Annotated in this window: 18 protein-coding genes; 6 read left to right on the forward strand and 12 right to left on the reverse strand. The window is 70.5% G+C overall.

The genetic code is table 11. From position 1 onward, the window contains the following. Positions 1-82: 82 nt before the first annotated feature. The 7 genes from ACVTJA_RS50345 to ACVTJA_RS50375 form a co-directional block, all read right to left on the reverse strand. Positions 83-1,414, reverse strand: coding sequence for a sensor histidine kinase (locus ACVTJA_RS50345; protein ID WP_465840715.1), 1,332 nt, complete (start codon positions 1,412-1,414; stop codon positions 83-85). Positions 1,415-1,443: 29 nt separating this feature from the next. Further along, a complete protein-coding gene (locus tag ACVTJA_RS50350) occupies positions 1,444-2,883 on the reverse strand; it encodes a sigma-54-dependent transcriptional regulator (protein WP_465831794.1) in 1,440 nt (479 codons plus the stop codon). Between the two features lie 42 nt (positions 2,884-2,925). Beyond that, positions 2,926-5,319 (reverse strand): ABC transporter permease, encoded by a 2,394-nt coding sequence (locus ACVTJA_RS50355; protein ID WP_465831796.1) that lies wholly within the window; start codon positions 5,317-5,319, stop codon positions 2,926-2,928. Positions 5,320-5,352: 33 nt separating this feature from the next. Beyond that, complete coding sequence (locus ACVTJA_RS50360; RefSeq protein WP_465831798.1) at positions 5,353-6,030, reverse strand: ABC transporter ATP-binding protein; 678 nt, start codon at positions 6,028-6,030, stop codon at positions 5,353-5,355. Between the two features lie 15 nt (positions 6,031-6,045). Further along, positions 6,046-8,466 (reverse strand): ABC transporter permease, encoded by a 2,421-nt coding sequence (locus ACVTJA_RS50365; RefSeq protein WP_465831800.1) that lies wholly within the window; start codon positions 8,464-8,466, stop codon positions 6,046-6,048. 88 nt (positions 8,467-8,554) lie between these two features. Further along, a complete protein-coding gene (locus tag ACVTJA_RS50370) occupies positions 8,555-9,319 on the reverse strand; it encodes an ABC transporter ATP-binding protein (RefSeq protein ID WP_465831802.1) in 765 nt (254 codons plus the stop codon). Beyond that, positions 9,316-10,560: an HlyD family secretion protein gene (locus ACVTJA_RS50375; RefSeq protein WP_465831804.1), complete on the reverse strand. Its 1,245-nt coding sequence runs from the start codon at positions 10,558-10,560 to the stop codon at positions 9,316-9,318. Before ACVTJA_RS50375 ends, ACVTJA_RS50370 begins: the two co-directional genes overlap by 4 nt. Positions 10,561-11,020: 460 nt before the next feature. Here ACVTJA_RS50375 and ACVTJA_RS50380 point away from each other — a divergent pair, with 460 nt between their 5' ends. Continuing rightward, entirely contained in the window at positions 11,021-11,782 is a 762-nt protein-coding gene (locus tag ACVTJA_RS50380; RefSeq protein WP_465831805.1) for a hypothetical protein, read from the forward strand. 11 nt (positions 11,783-11,793) lie between these two features. Next, positions 11,794-12,156 (forward strand): hypothetical protein, encoded by a 363-nt coding sequence (locus ACVTJA_RS50385; protein WP_465831807.1) that lies wholly within the window; start codon positions 11,794-11,796, stop codon positions 12,154-12,156. Here ACVTJA_RS50385 and ACVTJA_RS50390 read toward each other — a convergent pair. After that, positions 12,116-12,910, reverse strand: coding sequence for a helix-turn-helix domain-containing protein (locus tag ACVTJA_RS50390; protein ID WP_465831808.1), 795 nt, complete (start codon positions 12,908-12,910; stop codon positions 12,116-12,118). The two genes, ACVTJA_RS50385 and ACVTJA_RS50390, sit on opposite strands and share 41 nt — an antisense overlap. A 101-nt stretch (positions 12,911-13,011) precedes the next feature. Between ACVTJA_RS50390 and ACVTJA_RS50395 the strand changes: the two genes are divergently transcribed. Continuing rightward, complete coding sequence (locus ACVTJA_RS50395) at positions 13,012-13,857, forward strand: MBL fold metallo-hydrolase (RefSeq protein WP_465831810.1); 846 nt, start codon at positions 13,012-13,014, stop codon at positions 13,855-13,857. A 71-nt stretch (positions 13,858-13,928) separates the two neighbouring features. Here ACVTJA_RS50395 and ACVTJA_RS50400 read toward each other — a convergent pair whose 3' ends face one another. Further along, the gene (locus ACVTJA_RS50400) at positions 13,929-15,494 is read right to left on the reverse strand and encodes a DUF5722 domain-containing protein (RefSeq protein ID WP_465831812.1); all 1,566 of its coding nucleotides are present in this window, start codon (positions 15,492-15,494) and stop codon (positions 13,929-13,931) included. Positions 15,495-15,619: 125 nt separating this feature from the next. Here ACVTJA_RS50400 and ACVTJA_RS50405 point away from each other — a divergent pair, with 125 nt between their 5' ends. Further along, a complete protein-coding gene (locus ACVTJA_RS50405) occupies positions 15,620-17,179 on the forward strand; it encodes an AMP-binding protein (protein ID WP_465831814.1) in 1,560 nt (519 codons plus the stop codon). Between the two features lie 19 nt (positions 17,180-17,198). Here the strand turns inward: ACVTJA_RS50405 and ACVTJA_RS50410 are convergent, their stop codons facing one another. Beyond that, on the reverse strand, positions 17,199-17,975 hold the full coding sequence (locus tag ACVTJA_RS50410) for an alpha/beta fold hydrolase (RefSeq protein WP_465831816.1): 777 nt from the start codon (positions 17,973-17,975) through the stop codon (positions 17,199-17,201). 244 nt (positions 17,976-18,219) lie between these two features. Next, positions 18,220-19,374 (reverse strand): trypsin-like serine protease, encoded by a 1,155-nt coding sequence (locus ACVTJA_RS50415; protein WP_465831817.1) that lies wholly within the window; start codon positions 19,372-19,374, stop codon positions 18,220-18,222. A gap of 218 nt (positions 19,375-19,592) precedes the next feature. Here ACVTJA_RS50415 and ACVTJA_RS50420 point away from each other — a divergent pair, with 218 nt between their 5' ends. Together ACVTJA_RS50420 and ACVTJA_RS50425 are read left to right on the forward strand one after the other, a co-directional pair. Beyond that, complete coding sequence (locus ACVTJA_RS50420; protein ID WP_465831819.1) at positions 19,593-21,128, forward strand: DUF7125 family protein; 1,536 nt, start codon at positions 19,593-19,595, stop codon at positions 21,126-21,128. After that, entirely contained in the window at positions 21,125-21,487 is a 363-nt protein-coding gene (locus tag ACVTJA_RS50425) for a response regulator (protein ID WP_465831820.1), read from the forward strand. Before ACVTJA_RS50420 ends, ACVTJA_RS50425 begins: the two co-directional genes overlap by 4 nt. Positions 21,488-21,491: 4 nt before the next feature. Here the strand turns inward: ACVTJA_RS50425 and orn are convergent, their stop codons facing one another. Beyond that, positions 21,492-22,043 (reverse strand): oligoribonuclease, encoded by a 552-nt coding sequence (orn, locus tag ACVTJA_RS50430; RefSeq protein WP_465840716.1) that lies wholly within the window; start codon positions 22,041-22,043, stop codon positions 21,492-21,494. Positions 22,044-22,073 lie beyond the last annotated feature (30 nt).

Below are 22,073 nucleotides of genomic sequence, written 5' to 3' on the forward strand. Positions count from 1 at the left end.
CACGTGGCGCCCATCCTAGGGACGGCGCCCCACGGCCTCCAAATCGACGCCCCCGGGTAGGGGCTACCAGCAGGCCAGCAACTCAGCCCTGGCTCGCCGCCAGCCCCGGCGTGTCCAACGGCAGCTTCAGCCGCGCGCGGCACCCGCGTCCCTCGGGCCGGTTCTCCAGCCTCAAGCCTCCGCCGTGCGCCTCCGCAATCTGCCGGCTCAGCGCGAGGCCGATGCCGCTGCCCTGCGGCTTCGTGGTGAAGAACGGCACGAAGAGGTTGCCCGTGTCCGCGAGGCCGGGGCCCTCGTCCTCCACCCAGACCTCCACCGCTCCGGGTGACAGCACCGCCCAGGACACCCAGACGTTGCCGCTCTCGGACACGGACTGCACCGCGTCCACCGCGTTGCGCACCAGGTTGATGAGGAGCTGCTCCAACTGGTCCGCGTCCCCGCGCAACACCAGCGCCGGACCCGCGCGCACGCCCACCGGCCGGCGCTTCTCCAGCGCCGCCACCCGCCGCACCCAGCCGTCCACCTCCACGTCCGCCAGCACCGGAGGTGGCAGCCGCGCCAGCCGCGCGTACGCCGACATGAAGCGCCCCAGCGCCTCCGAGCGCCTCGCGATGATGCCCAGCCCGCTCTTCGCGTCGTCCTCCCAGTCCGAGGGACGCGGCTCTTGCACCAGCGTGTCCCGCAGCGCCTCGGCGATGGAGCCAATCGGCGCCAGCGAGTTGTTGATTTCGTGGCTCAGCACCCGCACCAGCCGGCGCCACGCCTCGCGCTCCTGCTCGCGCAGCGCCAACCGCAGGTCCGACAGCACCACCAGTTGGTGCGGCAGGCCGCCCTCGCGGAACGTGCCTCGCCGCAACTCGTACGGGCCGCCCTCCTCCGCGAAGGAGCGAGTGAGCCGCCTCGGCGCCGGGCCCTCCAGCAAATCAGACAGCCCCAGCGCCTCCGCGCCCTTCCCCATCAACTGCGAGCGCGACTGGCCCAACAGCCGCTCACCCGCGCGATTCACGAGCTTCAGCGTGCCCTCGCCGTCGAAGGCCAGCACGCCGACGTCGATTTCCTCCATCACCTGCTCCAGGAGCGCGCCCGCCTCCAGCGCTCCCAGCCGCTGCTCGCGCAGCGTGTCGCCCAGCGCGTTGACCTCCAGCAGCACCTCGCCCAGCGCGTCGCCGGCCCTCGCGCCACGGCCGCGCACGGAGTAGTCCCCCTCGCGCAGCCCGGCCAGGAGATTCGCCACCGCGTGCAGCGGGCGCACCACGCGCTCGCGCACCAGCAGGCCCACGCCCAGGAACATGCCCACCACCAGCGTGGTCAGCGTCCACTGCACCTTGGGCGAGAAGTCCCCCGTCCACACCAGCGCGAGCGACGCCACCGAGCCCGGCAGGCCCGCGAGCCATGCCAGGCCGAGCACCTGCATGTCGTGCTGCGGCGGCCCGCGCTTCTGCTTCACCGAGCTCCCTTGATGCCGTAGTGCTGCAGGCGCCGGTACAGCGCACTGCGCGACAGGCCCAGGCCCTTGGCGGCCTCGCTCACGTTGCCCTCGTGCCGCGCCAGCGCGCGCTCGATGAGGTAGCGCTCCACCTCCTCCAGCGTCATCTCCTCCAGCCGCGACGCGCCCTCACGCGAGGCCCGCTTGAGCAGCAGGTCATCCGCCGTCACCTCGTCCCCCGCCGCCATCAGCAGCGCGCGCTCCACCGCGTGCTCCAACTCGCGCACGTTGCCCGGCCACGCGTACGCCAGCAGCGCCTCCAGCGCCCCAGGCGACAGCCGCATCGCGGGCCGCCCGTAGCGCCGGCCGTGCTCCGACAGGAAGTGCGCCGCCAGCAGGGGAATGTCCTCGCGCCGCTCGCGCAGCGCCGGCAACTGGAGCTCCACCGTGTTGAGGCGATAGAGCAGGTCCTCGCGGAAGCGCCCCTCCGCCACCGCCTTGGACAGGTCCACGTTGGTGGCGCTCACCACGCGCACGTCCACCTTGCGCGTCTTCGACGAGCCCACCGGGTGCAATTCGCCCGTCTGCAACACGCGCAGCAGCTTGGCCTGCTGCGACAGCGGCATGTTGCCAATCTCGTCCAGGAAGAGCGTTCCGCCGTCCGCCAGCTCGAAGCAGCCGATGCGGTCCGTCTTCGCGTCCGTGAAGGCGCCCTTCACGTGGCCGAAGAGCTCGCTCTCGAAGACGCCCTCGGAGAGGCCGCCCGAGTTCACCGCCACGAAGGGCCGGTCCGCCCGCGACGAGGACGCGTGGAGCAGCCGCGCCACCACTTCCTTGCCGGTGCCGTGCTCGCCCGTCACCAGCACGTTGGCGCCGGACGGGGCCACGCGCTCGATGAGGCGGCGGATGGGCTGCATGGCGCGCGACTCGGACACCATGGTGGGCAGGCCGCCCTGGCCGCGCCGCAGGTGCTGGTTCTCCTCCTCCAGCCGGCGGCTGCGCTTCAGCGCGCGGCCCAACTCCAGCTGCGTGCGCAGCGTGGCCAACAGGCGCGTGTTGTCCCACGGCTTCTGCACGTAGTCGCGCGCGCCGCCGCGCATGGCCTCCACCGCGCCCTCCACGCTGCCCCAGGCCGTCATCACCACCACCGGCAGCGACGCGTCCTGCGCACGGATGCGGCCCAGCAGGTCCATGCCCTCCCTGCCGGACGTCGTGTCGCGCGCGTAGTTCAGGTCCATGAGGACGAGGTCCACGTCCTCGGCCTCCAGCGTGGCCAGCGCACCCTGCGGAGACTGGGAGGTGACGACGGCGTACCCGTCACGCTTGAGGAGCAGCCGCAGCGCCTCCAGCACGTCGGCCTGGTCATCGGCGACGAGGATGCGGGGCGGCCGGGGAGCGGCGGGGGCCGGAGCGGCGGGAGGGAGAGGATTGGAGATTTGGGGAAGGGGCTCGGACACGGAAGTTACCCAGGGCAAGAATGCGCCAGAAAACGGGCGGCGTCAGCCGCGACGAAGGACAGAGGCCGGGTCCACACTGGCCGCCCGACGAGCCGGCAGCCAGCTCGCCAGCCAGGCGGTGGCCAACAGGAGCAGCGCCACGGAGGAGAGCACCGAAAGGTCCAGCGAGCCCACGCCGTACAGCAGGCCCTCCATCACCCGGTGCGTCGCGAGCGCCCCGGTCAGGCCCAGCCCGAGCCCGAGGCCCACGCGCCGCAGCGCCTGCCCCACCACCAGCCGCAGCACGTCCCGCCGCTGGGCTCCCAGGGCCATGCGCACGCCCATCTCGTGCGAGCGCTGCGCCACCGCGTAGGACATGACGCCGTAGATGCCCACCGCCGCCAGCACCAGCGCCAGCACGCCGAAGGAGCCCAGGAGCACCGTGCGGAAGCGCGGCCGGGACAGGTCCAACGACAGCCGGTCCTCCATCGTGGTGGGCTGCGCGAGCGCCACCGAGGAGTCCACCGCGCGCAACTCCTCGCGCACCACGGCCTCCAGCGCCAGCGGCGACAGGCCCGGCGCGGCCTGCACCGCGAGCTGCCCGCTCGAGGACAGCCCACCCATCTCCTGCTCCAGGGGCAGATACACCGTGGGCTCCTGGCCGGCCTCCACGCCGTCATAGGGCACGTCGCCCACCACGCCCACCACCGTCAGCCACAGCGGGTTGCCCTGCGCATCGTCTCCACCGAAGGTCACCCGCCGGCCCAGCGGGTCCTGGCCCGGGAAGACTTCGCGCGCGAAGTGCTCGCTCACCACCATGACGCGCGAGACACCGCCCTTGTCCGCCTCGGTGAGGCGGCGGCCCGCGAGCAGCGGCACACGCAGCGCCTCCAGGAAGCCGGGAGAGGAGGTGTTGACGAGGGCGCTGGGCCGGTTGGGCACATCCTCCGTCCCCTCCACCCAGTAGCCCGAGCGACGGATGTCATAGCCGCCCGGAAGGCTCTGGCCCACGCCCGCGGCGGCCACCTCCGGCCGCGCGGCGAGCCGGGACATCAGGTCGCGGTAGAACACCGCCGCCCGCGCCTTGTCGTTGTAGGGGGTGTCCGGCAGGGACAGCCGCGCCACGAAGACGCCATGCGGGTCCAGCCCCGGGTCCACCTGGTGCAACCGCCAGAAGCTCTTCAGCATCAGCCCCGCGCCGGTGACGAGCACCAGCGCCAGCGCCACCTCCGCCACCACCAGCACCGCGTGCGTGCGCCCGCGCGTGGCCTCCGTCGCGCCCTGGCCCAGCACCGTCCCCGGGTTGAGCTGGGTGCGTTGCAGCGCCGGGGCCAGCCCCACGCCCACACCCGTCAGCAGCGTCACGCCCAGCGTGAAGAGGAGCACCCGCCCCTGCACCGCCACGTCGCCGCCGCGCGGCAGGTTGTTGGCGCCCAGGGCCAGCAGCAAATCGGTACCCCACAGCGCCAGCAGTACGCCGCCCAGGCCGCCCAGCAGCGCCAGCATCAGGCTCTCCGTGAGGAGCTGCCGCACCAGCCGCCCCCGCCCGGCGCCCAGCGCCACGCGGATGCCCAGCTCGCGCTGCCGCGACGCCGCGCGCGCCAGCTGCAGGTGCGCCACGTTGGCCGCCGCCAGCAGCAGCACCAGCGCCACCGCGCCCAGCAGCACCCACAGCGCCAGGCGCACGTTCCCGGTGAGCCGGTCGGCATAGGCCACCAGGCCCAAATCCAGCGAGGCGTCCTCCTTCAGCAGGGCCGGAGCAAGGCCCGCAAGCTCCTGGCGCGCGGACTCCAACGTGGCGCCGGGCGCCAGCCGCCCCGTCACGACGAAGGCCCGGTAGCCGCGCTGCGTGCGCGCCTCGGAAGTGGCCGCGCCCACCAGGCTGTCATACGGCACCCAGACGGCAATCGTCGGCTGCGGCACCTGGAAGGCGGGCGGCATCACCCCCACCACAGTGTACGGCTGCCCGCTCAACGTCAGCGTGCTGCCCAGGATGTCCTGGCGCCCACCCATGGCCTGCCACTGCCCGTAGGACAGCACCGCCACCTGGGCGCGCTGCTCCTCGGGCGTGAAGGTACGCCCGAGCAGGGCCGGCACGCCGAAGGCGCCGAAGAAATCGCCCGCCAACACCGTGCCGCGAATCTGCTGTGCGTCGCCCTTGCCGGTGACGTTGAACAAGTCGTTGGAGTACGCCGTCAGCGACACCATCTGCGTCGACTGGCGCGCGATGTCGTCGAACGTCATCAGGCTGTAGCGCGGGGAGATGCGCTGCGTCTGCTCCGCGCCGAGCGTCACCACCCGGTCCGGCTCCTTGAAGGGCAGCGGCCGCAGCAGCACCGCGTCCACCACGCTGAAGAGCGCCGTCGTCGCGCCGATGCCCAGCGACAGCACCAGCACCGCCGCCACCGTGAACACGGGCGACTGGCGCATCGTGCGCAGCGCGTACCGAAGGTCCATTTTCAAGTCGCTCAACATGGGCGCGCCTCTCGCTCAGGACTTCTGCAGCCAGCCGTCCGCGAGCTGCACCACGCGGTGGCCATAAGCTGCGTTGGCGTCCGAGTGCGTCACCTGCACAATCGTGGTGCCGTCCCGGTTGAGGTTCTGGAAGACCTCCATGATTTGCTTCGCCTGGGCGGAGTGGAGGTTGCCCGTGGGCTCGTCCGCCAGCAGCACCTTGGGGTTGGCGATGAGCGCGCGGGCGATTCCCACGAGTTGCTGCTGTCCACCGGAGAGCTGCGAGGGGAAGAGGTCCTTCTTCCCGACGAGTTGGAAGCGGTCCAGCATGTCGCCCACCAGCGCCTCGCGCTCGCCGCGCTTGAGGTTGCGGTAGGAGAGCGGCACCTCCAGGTTCTCCGCCACGGTGAGGTTGTCCAGCAGGTGGTACTGCTGGAAGACGAAGCCGATGGTGCGGCGCGACAGCTCGGCGCGCTCCTTCGGCTTCATCGCGTGCACGGCCTGACTGTCGAGCGTGTACTCGCCCGTCCACTCCGCGTCGAGCATGCCCATGATGGACAGCAGCGTGGACTTGCCCGCGCCGGACGGGCCCATCAGCGTGACGAACTCACCGGGCTGGATGTCCAGGTCGATGCGGCGCAGCACCCAGGCGCGGCCGCCGGCCAGGGGGTAGGACTTCTCGATGTTGCGGAGCGAAATGAGGGGTTGGGACATGACTCTCTCGGGCGCTCACTCGGAGCGAAGGGCAATGATGGGGTCCACCTTCGTGGCCCGGCGCGCGGGCAGCCACGTGGCGAGCAATGCCACACCCGCCAACAGCACGGCGACACCGACGAAGGTCCATGGGTCATACGCCGTCACGCCATAGAGCAGCGCATTCAGCAGCCGCGCGAGGCCCAGTGACAGCGCGAGGCCCACCGCCACGCCCAGGCCGGCGAGCTTCAGGCCCTGGCCCAGCACCAGCGTGAGCACATCCTTACGTGCCGCACCGAGCGCCATGCGAATGCCCATCTCCCGCGTGCGCTGCGCCACCGAGTAGCCGATGACGCCGGAGATTCCGAGCGCCGCCAGCAGCAGCGCGGTGCCCGCGAACAGCCCCATCAACACGGCCGACAGCCGGCGCGAGCCGATGGACTCGTCCACCAGCCGCACCATGGGCGCCACGTTGAACAGCGGCAGGTTGCCGTCGAGCCCGCGCACCTCGTTCTCAATCGCCGTGCGCAGGAGCTCGGGGTTGCCCGACTTCGCGCGCACCACGAGGTTGACGTTGGAGATGGGGAGCTGCGCCGCCGAGTAGTACGCCATCGGCTTCGCGGGCGCGTCCAGCCCCCACTCGTGCACGTCGTCGACGATGCCCACCACCGTGGTCCACTGGGCGTTCTTCTGGTGCAGCTTCACCCGCTGGCTCATCGCATTGCCCTGCGGCCAGTAGAGGTCCGCGAAGGCCTTGTTGATGACCACCACCCACGGCGCGCTCGCGTCGTCCGTCTCCTGCAGCATGCGCCCATCGAGCAGCCGCACCCGCAGCGTGCGCAGGTAGTCCGCCGTCACCTGGCGCTTCTCCACCGCCGGCCACACCTCGTTCGGCGCGCGCGTCCGGCCCTCGACGTCGAAGCTGGTGTCGCTGCGGCCGCCCAGGGGCAGCAGGTTCGTGGCGCCCGCGGACTCCACGCCGGGCAGCCCCTTGATGCGGGCCAGCAACTCGCGCACGAAGACCTCGCACTTCTCCGGCGTCCCGTAGCTCGCGCGCGGCAGCGCGACGCGACCGGTGAGCAAGCCCTCGGGCGTGAAGCCCGCCTCCACCTCGCTCAGCGCCTGGAGGCTCTTCGCGAAGAGGCCCGCGCCCACCAGCAGCACCAGCGCGAGCGCCACCTGCGCCACCACCAGTCCCGCGCGCAGCCGGCCCGCCTTCTTGCTGTCCGTGCCTCGCGTGCCCTCGCGCAGCGTGCTGTTCAGGTCCGCGCGGCTCGCCTGGAGCGCCGGCACGAGGCCAAAGCCCAGGCCCGTCGCGAGCGACACGCCCGCCGTGAAAAGCACCGACATCATGTCCAGCCGCACCTCTTCCGCGCGCGGCAGGCCGTCACCCACGATGGTCAGCAGCAGGTCCGTGCCCCACAGCGCCAGCAGCAGGCCGAGCACACCGCCCACCAGCGACAGCACCAGGCTCTCCACCAGGAACTGCGCCACCAGGCGCTTGCGGCCCGCGCCCAGCGCCGCGCGGATGGACACCTCGCGGCTGCGCGACGCCGCGCGCGCCAGGAGCAGGTTCGCCACGCTGCTGCACGCCACCAGCAGCACGAAGCCCACCGCGCCGAGCAGCAACCACAGCGTGCCGCGCACGTCGCCCACCACCTCGTCGTTCAGCGACTTCACGGTGATGGCCCAGCCGCCGCCCTTGTAGTTCCCCTCGTGCGTGGTCTGCTGCTCCGAGGCCACGCGCGCCATGTCCGCCTTCGCCGCCTCCAGCGTCATGCCGGGCTTCATCCGCCCCACCACGCTGAGGTAGCGGTTGCCGCGCGAGCCTTCCGCCAACTGCTCCGGCGTGGGCGCGAAGGGCGCATACACATCCGTGCCCGCCGGGTACTCCGCGCCGCGCGGCAGCACGCCCACCACCGTGTACGACTCACCGTCGAGCTGCAGCGTGCGGCCCAGCACCTTCGGGTCCTGCGCGAAGTGCGTGCGCCACGCCTTGTGCGTCAGCACCAGCACGTGCTCCCTACCCGGCGTCTCCTCCTCCTCGGAGAAGCCCCGGCCCAGCATCGGCGTCACGCCCAGCGTGGGCAGGAGCGAGGGCGAGGAGAACGTCACACTGAGCCGCTGCGGCACGTCGCCGCCGGTGAGAGTGACGTCATCGTCGTAGTAGGCCCCCACCGACGAGAAGGCCCTCGGCAGCGTGGTGTAGTCCCGGTACTCCGGCACGGACACGGAGATGTCCGCGAGGTTCGCCGCGTGGAAGTTGCCCTTGATGTGGACCAGCCGCTCCGGCTGGGTGAAGGGCGGGTCCTTCAGCAGCACCCCATTCACCACGCTGAACACCGCGCTGTTGGCGCCAATGCCGAGCGCCAACGCGAGCACCGCCACCAGCGCGAAGCCGGGGCTCTTTCGCAGCGTGCGCAGCGCGTACCGAACGTCCTGGAGGAGCGTTTCCATGGAACTCCCGAAGGCAGACCCCGCCCGGGCCCGCCCCTTCTTCAGGAGCGGATGCGGACGGGGCACGAGGTGGGGGACTTCAGTGGCTTCAGCGGCGCTGCTCGTCCTGCACGACGCGGCCGTCGAAGAGGCTCACCGTGCGCGTGGCGACGCGCGCGTGCGCCGGGTCGTGCGTCACCATGCAGATGGTGGCGCCCCCCTTGTGCAGCTCGGAGAGCAACTGCATCACCGCCTCGCCGTTCTTCGAGTCGAGGTTACCGGTGGGCTCGTCGGCCAGGAGGATGAGCGGGTCTCCCGCCACCGCGCGCGCCACGGCCACGCGCTGCTGCTGACCACCGGAGAGCTGGCCCGGCATGTGCCGCGCCCGGTGCGCCATGCCCACCTTCTCCAGCGCCTTCTCCACCCGCTGCTTGCGCTCCGCCGCGGGCATGCCCCGGTACGTCAGCGGCAGCTCCACGTTCTCGAAGACCGTCAGGTCGCCGATGAGGTTGAAGCTCTGGAAGATGAAGCCGATGTGCCGGTTGCGCACCAGCGCGCGGTCCGACGGCGACAGCTCCAGCACGCTGCGCCCGTCCAACAGGTACGTGCCGCGCGAGGCCGTGTCCAGCAGGCCCAGCACCGCGAGCAGCGTCGACTTGCCGGAGCCCGAGGGCCCCACAATCGCCACCCACTCGCCCTGGCGGATGTTGAGGTGGATGTTGGAGAGCGCGTGCGTCTCCACTTCCTCCGTCTCGAAGACCTTGGTGAGCCCTTCGAGCTGGATGAGGGACTTGCCCGCATCCGTCTTGGGTCCACCCGCCAGCACCGCCTCCTCCGTCGAAGCGGGCGCCTCCGCATTGTTCGTCGTCATCATCGCAGCCTCACCCGCTCGACCGCGTCCCACGCGGCCATGTCAGACAACACCACCTGGTCGCCCTCTTGGAGGCCCTGCACGACCTCCACGGCATTCACCGAGCCCCGGCCGAGCTGCACCGGCACTCGCACGGCTTCGTCGCTCCCCGGCATCAGCCGGAAGAGGGACATCGTTCCATTCGGCTGCGCGCCCGCGGGGCGTCCCACGGAGAGCACGTTGCCCAGCCGCTCCAGCTCCACCGTGCCCTCCACCGTGAGGTCGGGCCGCGCGCCCCGGGGCAGCTCGGCGGGCAGCGACACCTCCACGCGCACCGTGCCCTGGCTCGCCGCCGGCGCCACGCGCGCCACCGTGCCCTCCACCACCCCGTTGCGCGTGTCCACCAGCGCCTTCTGGCCCGGCTGGATGTCGCGCGCCTGCGTCTCGGCGATGCGCAGCTCCGCCTTGAGGCGCTCCGGCTTCACCACCTTGGCGAGCAGCACGCCCGGCGTCACCCACTGGCCCAATTCGAGCGGCAGGTCCTGCAGCACCCCGTCCTCACCGGCGACCACTTTCATGGACTCCACCTGTGTACGGCGGAACCGGGCCACCGCTTTCAAGCGCTCCACCTGGGACGTCTGCGAGGCGAGCTGGTCACGCATGGCGGCCGCCACCACGGTGAGCTTCTTGCGCTCCAGCTCCAGGCGGCGGGACGTCTCGCCGGCCTTCTCGGTGGTCTGCGTCAGCTCGAGGTCGCCGATGAACTCCTTCTGGCGGAGGGCGTTGTTGGCCTCGGCGCGGCGGGAGGCGTCGGCGGACTCGGCGGTGAGGGTGGCGACGGTGGCCTCCTGGGCGAGCCGCTGCGTCTCCAGCTCCATGCGCATCCGGCTGAGCTCTGTCTCGGCGCTGGCGAGCTGGCGCTCGGCCTCCAACGCCTGGAGCTGCACGTCCGGGTTGGAGAGCTCGATGAGGAGCGTGTCTGCCTTCACGGCGGCGCCGGGGCGGACGTGGATGCGCTCGACGCGGCCGGCGGTGTCGGCGGTGAGCCAGCGGATGTACTCGGGGACGAGCGTGCCGGCGCCCTTCACCTGGCGCACCATGGGGCCGCGCTTCACCGTGTCCAGCCACACCGAGGCACGCTCCACGGTGGGGGCGGCGGGACGCAGCTTGGACAGGCCCACGGTGACGGCGATGAGCGCGCAGGCTCCGGCGATGGCGAGGACCCAGGGCTTGCGGGTCTTCTTCTTGGCTTTGGGAATGTCCACGGCCTCTCTAAGAGCGAGGCTCGTGCCAATTGCTTTTCGCCGCTCAAATCCCCGGATTTGTTCGGGATGTGGGGGGTCGTCCCAGGTCCGGTGACCACTTGCGAGAAGTGGCGTCCCAGAAGCGGACAGCGGTGTGGGGACGAGGAGCGGTGGGCCCGCCCCCCCGCGTGGAGAGGGGTCGGACGTGCGGCGGAGACGGGTGCTTCCCGTGGTGAATCGGAGAAGACCATGCCGCTGCAGGGCACATGAGCCGGGGCTTGTAATGCCAATGCGGTACTTCGAATTGCTCGGTGACGTCTGTACTCCTGGACATGGTGTAACGTTCCACGCTGGTTGCGCCCTGGCGCGCTCTCGGAGCAGCCGCGCAACCACGCGGAGTGGAAGGCTCGTTCCAGGGTGTGCTCGACCCCACAGTCGGCGGGTCTGGTGGAGCGTCTGTCCCCCGCGAAAGAGCTCCACCATGTCACGACTGAATCTGGCCGGCCTGTCCGCGGTGCTGCTGCTCACCGCAGCCGGCGTCGCCGAGGCGAAGCAGTGGAAGTACGCCGGCATGCACCCGCGCAGCGGTCAGCCCGCGGATGGCCTGTGCCACATCGAAATCACGCACGTGCACACCGCCGCGCCGGTGAATGCCGACGTGCTCTACCGCACCCATGACGGCGTCTACATCTTCATCGGCGACCCGACGCCCTTCGGCTACGAGGGCCCCCGGCACGCCTTCTACGGCCACCATCCCGTCGTCCTCAACTTCATCGTCCACATCGACGCGGACGATGACGACGTCGAGTACTGCTACCACGACGGGCCGCACTACCACGCCTACCAGCCCCCGCCCCGCCAGCGCTTCGTCGAGAAGGAGGACGTCTCCTACTACGCGGGCGACTACCCCGACGACTACCAGAGCGAGCGCCCGAAGCTCATCCGCGTCAACACCGTCTACCGCACGTGGAACCCGCTGCGCCCCGTGGTCCGCATCGCTCCGCCGCCCGAGTACCACGGCCCCATCTTCCAGGTGGACATCAACCTCCCCGTGCCGCGCATCGAGGTGACGGTGGGCGCTCCGCCTCCGCCGCCTCCGCCCGAGCGCGAGGTGGTCATCATCCGCGAGGAGCGCGTCGTCCATGACCACGACGACGACTGGGACGATGACGACGACCACCACGACCACGGCCGTGGCCATGGCAACGGCCACAAGAAGCACAAGCACAAGGGAAAGCACTGAGCATGCGGCGCATGGCTTTGACGCTGGGAGCCCTGCTGCTCACGGGCTGCTCCAGCGGCGCGGATGACGTGCTGGACGCGTGGAAGTCGGCGGGTGAGACGCCCTCCGCCTTCACCGACGCTGGCGAAAAGCTGCCCGGCGGCAAGTGCCAGGCCGGCAAGGTGAGCGGCCTGGAAGCGACGCTGTGCACCTTCGACAGCGCGGAGAAGGCGAAGCAGGCCGAGGAGCCCGGCTGGACGCTCGTCGGCAACGCGGTGGGCTCCGCCGTGGTCTCCGGGAAGATGGTGCTCGTCGTCTCCGACCCTCGGAAGGAGGACCCCACCGGCCGGCGCATCAACGCGCTGGTGAAGACGTTCCAGAAGGAGACGCGCTGAGCGGCCTCAGGAGCGCGCGGGGCGTGAGCCCCGTCAGCGCCTTGAACTCGGTGATGAGGTGCGACTGGTCGTAGTAGCCGGTCGCCGCCGCGATGGCGCCCCAGTCCGGCGCGGTGGCGCGCTCCGAGGCGCGCACCGCCCGCTGGAACCGCACGACGCGCGCGAACTCCTTCGGGCCCACGCCCACCACGTCCTCGAAGGCGCGTCGCAGGTGCCTCGGGCTGATGCCCAGTTCGCGCGCCAGTCCTTCGACGCGTGGCAACTCCGGGGCCTCGGTGATGAGCCGGACGGCGCGCCTCACCACGGATGCTCCGGCGGGCTCGAAGACGTCTCCTCGGCGGATGCGCTCCGTGAGCGTGGACTCCAGCAGATGCCGCCGCTCCGTCACCGAAGCGGCGTCCGCGAGTTGCTGGCGCAACCGCGCGCCGTCCGCGCCCCAGAGCGTGTCGAGGGACACGACACGATTGGTGAGCTCGGACATGGGCACGCCGAAGAAGGGGTAGGCGCCCCCGGGCTTGAAGCGCACGATGACGGTCTGGGGCGGCACGGCCTCCACCGGCTTGCGCAGCACGCTCAGCCGGGTGCCGATGGCGTACACCCCCTCGTAGGAAGGCGAGAAGCGCAGCACCAGGTCCGCATGACCGTCCGGCAGGCGGACGAAGGTTCCCTCGTCATCACCCGTGATGACGCGGAAGCTCTTCACGAAGCGCGACAGCGCGCTCCCGGGCTCGACGGGGAGGACCGAGACAGTCACGCCTTCAGCATGAGGCACCGTCCCGCCACCTTCAACCCGGCCCCTGGCGGGATGGCCGATTCTTCCAATCGCGTCCCGCCCTTCTCTCCTACTCGATGCGCATGCGAATCCATCACATCAACTGCGGAACCCTGTGCCCCGCGAGCTCGCGCCTCGTGCTCGGCGAGGGCAGCCTCTTCTCTCGCGCGCGGATGGTCTGTCATTGCCTCGTGCTGGAGACGAAGCAGGGCCTCGCGCTCGTCGACACGGGCCTGGGCACGCACGACATCCAGGACCCGTCGCGCCTGGGACAGCGCTTCATCAAGCGCAACGCGCCCCGGCTCGACCTGCGCGAGACGGCCGTCGCCCAGGTGGAGCGGCTCGGCTTCAAGCGCGAGGACGTTCGCCATGTCCTCCCCACGCACCTCGATTTGGACCATGCGGGCGGCCTGTCGGACTTCCCCTCCGCCGAGGTGCACGTCTTCCGCGACGAGCACGCCGCGGCGATGAAGCCCGTGGACCGCAGCAAGAAGTTCGGCTACCGGCCTCGACAGTGGGCCCACGGGCCGAAGTGGAACGTGCACGCCGTGGACGGCGAACGCTGGTTCGGCTTCGAGGCGGTGCGTCCCATTCCTGGCCTCGGTGACGAGGTGCTCATCGTCCCGCTCCAGGGTCACTCGGAGGGCCACTGCGGCATCGCGGTGAAGACTCCGAGCGGCTGGCTCCTGCACGCGGGGGATGCGTACTTCAACCACCGCGAAGTCGACCCCGTGTCACCGCGCAGCCCGCCCGGCGTGGCGCTCTTCCAGTGGCTGCGCTCCACGAACAACGAGGCGCGCAAGGCGAACCAGGCGCGCCTGCGGGAGCTCATTCGCAATCACTCCAACGAGGTGAGCGTCTTCTGCGCGCACTGCCCCACGGACTTCCAACGTCACGCCACCCTGCCCTCGCGGGCCGTGGCCGCCTGAGGAAGCCGGAGGGCAACGCCACGCCGCGGGCCCCGGTACGCCGGCACCGGAGCCCCGAGCGTGACGACCGGCTACGGCACCACGTAGCCGAGGAGCTGCTCCGTAATCTGCCCCTCGCAGTTGGACGCGGGCGAGACGAAGTGGTCCTGCCCCTGGCCGATGCGGCAGCGGTACAGCGGCACCGTGCCAGCCACCTGTGACGTGTAGATGTAGCCCACCGGCCCCATCGGGAACTGGCCCTCGCAGTTCACATCCGACGTGAGCAGGTTGTGGTTGCCCACGCGGCACTCGTAGAGCATCCGCGTGCCCGGCGCCGAGTCGCGCAGCAGCCGCCACGAGCTCTCCACCGTGAAGCCCGAAGGCGGCAGGCGCGACGACGCCCAGTGGCCGCGCGAGGCGTTGTACGCACGGCGCAGGCGCGTGTACGGCAGGTCCTCGAAGCCGCACGAGAGCTGGGGCGGGTTCAAGTCGTTGCGGTTCGCCAGCGCCCACGTGGACCACGCGGGCTTCGCGCTGCCGTCCGTGCGGCGCAGCCCGAGCGCCAGGCCACCCTCCGCCGCGTTGTCCTGCATGCGGTGGTAGACGTAGTTCTCGATGCCCGGCGTCCCGAGCACGTTGCGGAACGTGTTGCACACGGCGGCCTGCTGCGCGGCCTCGGAGGACTGCGGGCTGCCCGAGTGGATGCCGCTCTCCGTGAGCTGGATTTCCCACGCGTGCGGGCGGCTCGGGTACGTCTTGCGCAGCCAGCCCGCCAGCACGCCCAGGTTGCCGTACGTCACGCGCGGGTAGTCATCCGCGGAGAACTGCGGCCTGAAGAGGTCCGGCGCGTACGGGTGATATGCCACGCGCCACGAGCGCGAGCCCGCCCGCGCGGCGATGCCGCTGATGACGGTGATGCCGGACAAGAGCGGGCTCGAGGCCGAGGGCTGGTCGAACTCCGTGCCGAAGTGGTGCGTCAGCGAGATGAGCACCTTCGCCGCGGGCTGCCACGCCGTCACCGCGTCATAGGCCGCGTTGTAGTTGGCCGCGTACGTGTCCAGCCACGCCGTGACGTTGCACGCCCCCGCGCCCTGCCCACAGCCGATGTCGAACCAGTCGTTGGAGTTGACCTCGTTGTGGATGACGAAGTCCGCGATGCGCCCATGCCCGTTCTGCCCGTTGTAGAGCCACGACAGCATGCCGGCGAAGCGCCCATAGTCCGCCGCGTTGTTGGGCGCGCAGAAGATTTCGAAGCCCGCCGCGACCGGCGTGCACACGCGCCCCGCTCGCGCCCAGGCGGGCACGCCGTAGACAATCGCCGTCACGACGACCCCGCGCGCCGTCCACTCGCGGATGGCCGCGTCCACCGCCGCGTCCAGCACGAAGCAGTGCCCGTTGTACTCCACCCGTCCGGCCGAGCACGGCGGCGCCTGCACCGACGGCTCCCAGCTCGCCCAGACGAGGTTCATCGCCACGCCGCCCGTGTTGTTGCCCGCGATTTCGTCGTAGCTGGGCCAGAAGTCGGGCTGGACGCTCTTGATGCGGTACGCGCTGCGCGTGGGGTACGGCAATTGCGCCGACGCAACCGTGGGCACCAGCGCCCACGCCGTCAGCACCACCGCGAGCACCCGGCTCCACCAGCGGAACTCCCTTGTCATGGATGGCTCCTGGAGAAGAGGAACGGGCACCCTAGCCAGGAACCTGATTTACAGGTTATGCAATTATTACTGGGACACGATTGTCCGAGCCTCCAGGACAGGCGCTGGCGGTAGGCTGCGCCGCCATGCCGTCCTCCCTGCTCGAAGCCTTCCTGGACCACGCCCACCGCACTCCGTCCCGCCCGCTGCTCACCTTCGAGGGCGAGGCGTTCACCTACGGCTCACTGGCCGGACGCGTCGCCGACTTCGCTCGGGGCCTGAAGGCGCTCGGGCTGCAGCGCGGCGAGCGCGTGGCGCTGTTCCTGGAGAACAGCCCGCAGTTCGCCATCGCCTACCTCGGCGTGCAGCACGCGGGCGGCGTGGTGGTGCTCGTCAACACCGCGTACCGGCAGGTGGAGCTGGCCCACATCCTCTCCGACGCGGAGGTGCGCGCGTGCGTCACCGGCGCCTCGGGCGCGGCGGAGCTGGCGCCGCTGAGGGAGCAGCTTCCCTCGCTCCAGTGGCTCGTCACCGTGGAGGCTCCGGCCGCCGCGCTTCCCGCGTCGCTCACGGTGGTTCCGTTCGACGCGCTGCTCGCGAAGGGGGCCGCGTCGTCCGCGCCGCTGGAGCCGCCGCGTCCGGATGAGCTGGCGGTGCTGGGCTACACCTCCGGCACCACGGGCCGCTCGAAGGGCGCCATGCTGCTGCACCGCAACCTGCTGGCCAACGTGAAGGCCGTCACCGAAGCGTGGGGGTGGACGGAGAAGGACAAGCTGCTGCTCGCGCTGCCGCTGTTCCACACGCACGGCCTCATGGTGGGCCTGCACGGCACGCTCTACACCGGGGCCAGCGTGGACCTGCGCCGGAAGTTCGTGGCCACCGAGGCGCTGGAGGCGCTGCGTGGCGACGCCTCGCTCACGATGTTCTTCGGCGTGCCCACCATGTACGGGCGCCTCCTGGAGGAGGCGCGGCGCACGGGGATGAAGCCTCGCAAGCTTCGGCTGTGGGTGTCGGGTTCGGCGCCGCTCAGCCCGCAGCTCTTCGGCGACATCGAGACGGAGCTCGGTGCTCGCATCCTGGAGCGGTACGGGATGACGGAGACCATCATGAACACCACCAACCCGTACGACGGCGAGCGCCGCCCCGGCACGGTGGGCTTCCCCTACCCGGGCCAGCAGGCGCGCGTGGTGGACGTGCGCTCGCGCAAGCCGCTAGGCCGCGGGGAGACGGGCGAGATTGAGGTCCGCGGGCCCCATGTCTTCGCCGGCTACTGGAAGCGGCCGGACGCCACCGCCGAGTCCTTCGACGCGGACGGCTGGTTCCGCACCGGTGACCTCGGTGAGTACGACGCGGACGGCTACCTGAAGATTACGGGCCGTGCTCGCGAGCTCATCATCAGCGGTGGCTTCAACGTGTACCCGCGCGAGGTGGAGGAGGTGCTCGCCTCGCACCCGGGCGTCGCGGAGGTGGCGGTGCTCGGCATGCCGGACGCGGACTTCGGCGAGCAGGTGGTGGCCGTGGTGGTGCCGGCCGCCGGTGCGCCCGCGCCGGAAGCGCAGGCGCTGGTGGACTGGTGCAAGGACCGGCTCGCCAGCTTCAAGAAGCCGCGCCGCGTGGTGTTCGCGGAGGCGCTGCCTCGCAATGCACTGGGCAAGGTGCAGAAGCACCTGCTGCGCGACAGGCTGCAGGCGACCCGGCCGAGCTGAGCCGCGCGAGACGCCCCGCTCAGTGCCGGCACTCTCCGAGGAAGCGGACCAACTCCGCGTGGAACCACTGCGCGGAGTCCAGCATCAGCCAGTGGCTCGCATGGGGCGCCACGGAGCGGGACAGCGAGGGCCGCGAGCCCACCAACGTCTCCGGGCCCGTGGTGGCCGCCAGCGCGTGGGTGTGCCCCGTGAAGCCCTCGAAGGCCTCGCCCGGGTCGTGGAGGAAGAGCGACTCCAGGTACCCAGCGATGGCCTCGCGCCTCGACGTGCGCATCATCTTCATCACCTGGACGCGCGTCGACTCCCGCGCTTCGAGGAGCAGCGGCGCGAGCCAGTGCTCGTGGAAGGCGCCGTACCTCGCCACGCTGAAGTTCTCCAGCCACGCGTCCGCCTCGGCCCTCGGGGTGCTGCGCATGTCCCCCGGCGCATCCACGTAGAGCAGCCCGGCGAGCCGCTCGGGGTAGTACGCGGCGAAGGCACCAGCCACCGCGCCTCCGAAGCCGTGGCCCACCAGGACGAACTTCTCCGGGGCCAGCTCGTCAGCGATTGCGGCCACGTCCTCCACCGCCGCTTCCACGCCGAAGGGGCCGTGCGGGCCGCCGCTCTCGCCCATGCCTCGCAGGTCGAATGAGATGCTGCGCGTCGCCAGGCCGTGCTGCACTCCGGCCCAGAGCGTCCTGTCCGCGGGGATGCCGTGCACGAACAGCGTCGGAATGCCGCCATCTCCCTCGACGGTCGCCATCAACCGTCCCGCGGGTCCAGTGACGCCCACCGTCTTCGGCTCTCGGTGCTTCATGGACTCTGCTCCCGGCCCCCGGACGGGCTCTGCCCATCCGCCCACCGCGCCGTCCGTGGCGCCAGGGCCAGCCTCCGAGTCTGCTCCCCTTTCCATGCGTCCGCATCGCGGTCCGGGCCGGATGTGTGCCGGGAGGGACAGTGCGGCGCGGAGCACCTCCGTCACGACACGCCGCGCCTTGAAATGCGACGGCGCCGTCCCCTCGCGAGGAACGGCGCCGTCATGAAGCACGTGAGCTCCGGGACTACGGCACCGTCGCGGTCAGGTTCACGCCGGAGTACGACGAGTAGCCGCGCACGGAGACGTACCAGGTGCCCGCCACCGGGTTGGTGAGCGTGCACGTCTCGCTGTTGCCGCTGAGGTACGGGCGGCAGTTGTACGCCGTCGTCGTCGGCTGCGAGCCGGAGCGGACGTAGAGGTCCGCGTCACCCGTGCCGCCGGACATGACCACCGTGAGGGTGCTCTGGCCCGACGGGACGGTGATGGGGAAGTGCTGGAAGCTGCCGCTCGCGCCGGACAGGCCCGTCTTGGAGAGCAGCGTCGTCGTCGGGGGCGGCGTGCCGCTGATCTTCGGCGTAATCCAGCTCTCGAAGGAGGACACGCGCGAGTACATGCCCGGGTAGCGCGAGTCGGCGCAGCCGTAGCCCCAGCTCACGACGCCGGCCAGCACGCGGGTGCTGCCATTGAGCACGGTGAGCGGACCGCCGCTGTCACCCTGGCACGAGTCCTTGCCCGGCGCCGCCGCGCCGAGCTGGTCCGCGGTGATGGTCTCCTGCGGGTAGGACTGCTGCGCAGAGGTGTTGCTGATGATGTTCACGTCCACCGTCTGCAGCGTGTCCGGGCTCGAGCCGCCGCTGGACAGCGAGCCCCAGCCGGTGACGCGCGAGACGACGCCCGTCGCGGTGACGCCCGCGGACGCGTCCGCCGCCGTGACGAGGCCGATGGCCTTCACGTTGGCGCCGCTCAAATCCAGCGGCGTGGACAGGCGCAGCAGCGCCACGTCCTTGCCCGTCTCCGGGCCGGAGTAGCCGGGATACACGATGACCTCGGCCACGCTGCGAATCTGCCCGCTGCTGCTCGTGCTCAGCTTCGTGGTGCCGGCCACCACGCGCGCGGGCTTGCTGATGACGCCGCCGTCGTTCACGCAGTGCTGCGCCGTCAGAATCCAGTTCGCGTTCAGCACCGAGCCGCCGCAGAAGTGGAAGCCCGAGCTCGTCTGCAGCGACACCTGCCAGGGGTTGGCGGCAATCGTCGTCGCGGTGCCACCGACGATTTCCTGCTCGCCGGTCGTCACCGGCTCCTGCGTCTGCTTCTCCTCGACGACTTCCGGACCGCAACCGGCGAGCAGCGACAGAGCACCGGCGATGGCCCAACGGCGCACGAACAAGCCTGAAGACATTCGGGGACCTCGATGATGGGGGGACGTGAAGCGCGCGTATGGTGACGACACCGGACATCACGGGTCAACATGGATGTCATTAATGACAGTTCTGGCGTGATTTCGACCCGCCCGTGAAGTGAAGGCAGCCATCGCCGCATTCCGAACACAGCGCATTCAATTCCGTGGCTGCTGCTTCCGGGTGGCCTAGCTTCGGTGCCAAGGAGGAATGAGCACCTGTGACGGAAACCTCTGACCTGCCGGGAGAAAGCGACCCGCGGGTCTCCACCGGCGTGGCGGGGCTGGACACCCTGCTGCGCGGCGGCTGGCTGCACGGTGGCACGTACATCATCACCGGCGTGCCTGGGACGGGGAAGACCATCCTCGGCAACCAGTTCTGCTTCTCCGCCGTCGCCAGCGGCGGGAAGGCCATCTATCTCACCGTGCTCGCCGAGTCGCACGCACGCATGGTGCTGCACCTGCAGGGCATGAGCTTCTTCCACAGGGAGGAGGTCGGACGGAACCTGCACTACGAGAGCGGCTACGCGCCGCTCAAGACGGAAGGGCTGGCGGGACTGAGCAAGCTCATCTTCCGCGCGGTGCGAGAGCACGGCGCCACGGCGCTGGTAGTGGACGGGCTGGCCGCGGTGGAGGAGCGCTCCGAGTCGCGCCTCGCCTTCCGCGAGTTCCTCCACGGGCTGTGCGTGCACAACGCGCTCGCGGGCTGCACCACGCTGCTGCTCACCGGTCAGCGCAACGACCCGACGGACCCGCAGTTCGCCATGGTGGACGGCGTCGTCGCCCTCTCCATGGACTCGCTGGGCGTGAAGGTGGTGCGCACCCTGGAGGTGGTGAAGTTCCGCGGCGGCGCGCAGCTGGCGGGCAAGCACAGCTTCGACATCAGCGACGACGGGCTGCGCGTCTACCCGCGCACGGAGGCCGTCTACTCGGGGCAGACGTCGCGCGTGCCGGACCTGGGCCAGCGGCAGGCCTTCGGCATCCCCCGGCTGGACGAGATGCTCCGCGGCGGACTGGTGCGCTACTCGTCCACGCTCATCTTCGGCTCGCCCGGCAGCGGCAAGACGCTCCTGAGCCTGCACTTCCTCGCGGAAGGCGCGCGGCGCGGAGAGCCCGGCCTGTACTTCGGCTTCGTGGAGACACCGGAGCGCCTGCTCAACAAGGCGGACCTGGTGGGGCTGGAGTTGCGCAAGCACGTGGAGGCGGGCCGCGTGCGCCTCGAGTCGCGCGTGTCCGTGGAGACGCTGCCGGACGCGCTGGTGCAGGAGCTCTTCGATTTGGTGAAGAAGCACGGCATCAAGCGCGTGGTGCTGGACGGGCTGGAGCCCTTCATCCAGGAGTCCAATGACAAGGGCCGCACGCCGCGCTTCCTCACCGCGCTCAACAACACGCTGCGCGGCCTGGGCGTCACCACGCTGGCCACGCAGCAGACCAACACCCTCTTCGGCCCGGAGCTGAACGCGCCGCTGGAGGGGGTGGAGGCCATCATCGACAACATCCTCCTCCTGCGCTTCGTGGAGCTGCGCTCGCAGCTCTACCGCATGCTGTCCGTGCTGAAGATGCGCGAGAGCGACAACGACCCGGCCCTGCGCCTGTTCTCCATCACTTCGAAGGGCATCGACGTGGCGGAGAGCTTCGAGAGCGCGGAGGCCATCCTCACCGGCCAGGCGCGGCCGCTGCCCCCGGGCACGAAGAAGAAGCCGGCCAAGCCCGCCAGGCGCAAGGGCCTCTTGCGGCGCAGGAGGGGCGGGGCATGAAACGGCTCCTCATCGTCGACGACGAGTTGGCCATCGTCGAGGCGCTCCAGGACATCCTCTCCGTGGAGGGCTACGACGTCGTCACCGCCTTCAACGGCGCGGAGGGCCTGCAGCGCATGGCGGCCAGCAAGCCGGACCTCGTCCTGCTGGACTTGATGATGCCCGTCATGGACGGACGGGAGATGCTGCGCCGGATGCGCGAGGACGCCTCGCTGCGCGACGTGCCCGTGGTGGTGATGAGCGCGGGCCGCATCTCCGACGAGGAGCGCCGCTCCAGCGCGCGCTTCCTCGCCAAGCCCTTCGAGTTGGACTTGCTGCTCGACACCATCTCCGAGCTGCTCGCGCCCCCGAAGACGTGAAGCTTCAGCCCGGCGTGGGGCGGAAGAGCACGTCGCGGTAGTACTGGAGCTCCGAGATGCTGGCGCGCAGGTCCGCCAGCGCGGTGTGCCCGCTGGGCGCCTTGTGGGGCTCCACGAGGTTCGGGTACCAGGCGCGCGAGAGCACCTTGAGGCTCGTCACGTCCACCATGCGGTAGTGCAGGTAGCGCTCCAGCATGGGCATGTAGCGGAAGAGGAAGCGGCGGTCCGTGTGGATGGAGTTGCCGGCGAGCACGCCCTCGCCCAGCGCGCAGTGCTCGGCGACGAGCGCCGTCACGTCCCGCTCCGCCACGCGCAGCGACGTGTTGGACGCGCGCACCTTCTGCAAGAGGCCGTTGCGCGTGTGCATCTCCTTCACCACGGGCTCCATGCGCAGGAGCACCTCTTCCGGCTGCCAGATGACGCGCTCCATCTCCGCGAGGGGACGCAGGTCCGGTCCGGTGATGATGACGCCAATCTCGATGATGGCGCACGTCTCCGGGTCCAGCCCGGTCATCTCCAGGTCCAACCAGACGAAGCGCTGTTCACGCGAAATCATCATGTAGGGGTGTCCACGAAAAGAAGGGGG

The sequence above is a fragment of the Pyxidicoccus sp. M6 genome, from assembly GCF_055568925.1.